This is a genomic window from Kitasatospora sp. MBT63, from assembly GCF_000710465.2.
Taxonomy (GTDB): Bacteria; Actinomycetota; Actinomycetes; order Streptomycetales; family Streptomycetaceae; genus Kitasatospora.
This window is the reverse complement of sequence record NZ_JAIZ01000519.1, coordinates 1-563: the sequence shown is the minus strand read 5'-3', so window position 1 is coordinate 563 and position 563 is coordinate 1. Positions and strand designations below refer to the sequence as shown.

Sequence of the window (563 nt, the reverse complement as noted above, 5' to 3'; positions counted from 1 at the left end):
CCGCCGCCTCCGAGGTGGAGCAGTACGAGCGCATCGAGCTCGCCGCCGTTCCGTCCACCGAGGTCGCCGGCCGCGTCGTCAACGACCTCGTCCACCTGCTCGCCGAGCTGCTGGAGAACGCCACCTCGTTCTCCTCCCCGCAGACCCGGGTCCGGGTCACCGGCCACGCCCTGCCCGACGGCCGGGTGCTGGTCGAGATCCACGACACCGGCATCGGCCTGTCCCCCGACGACCTCGCGGACATCAACGAGCGCCTCGCCAGCCCGCCGGTGGTGGACGTCTCGGTGTCCCGCCGGATGGGTCTGTTCGTGGTCGGCCGCCTGTCCCTGCGACACGGCATCCGGATCCAGCTGCGTCCGAGCGACTCCGGCGGCACCACCGCGCTGGTCATGCTCCCGGTCGACGTCACCAACTCCGCCGACCGCCGGGGCGGCCGTCCCGGCGGCCCGGGCGGCAAGCAGCAGCGCGGTGTCGCCCCGACCCCGCGCCAGCAGGGCCGGGCCGGTGCGGCCGACGCGCTCTCCGGCCGCCAGGCGGCCGCGCTGGGCCAGGGCCCGGGTGCC

The 563-nt window shown here is 76.0% G+C and carries 1 protein-coding gene; it reads left to right on the top strand.

Translation table 11 applies throughout. From position 1 onward, the window contains the following. Window positions 1-563 (top strand): sensor histidine kinase KdpD (locus tag AA75_RS52480; RefSeq protein ID WP_233289221.1); only part of this gene is annotated, 563 nt, incomplete at both ends.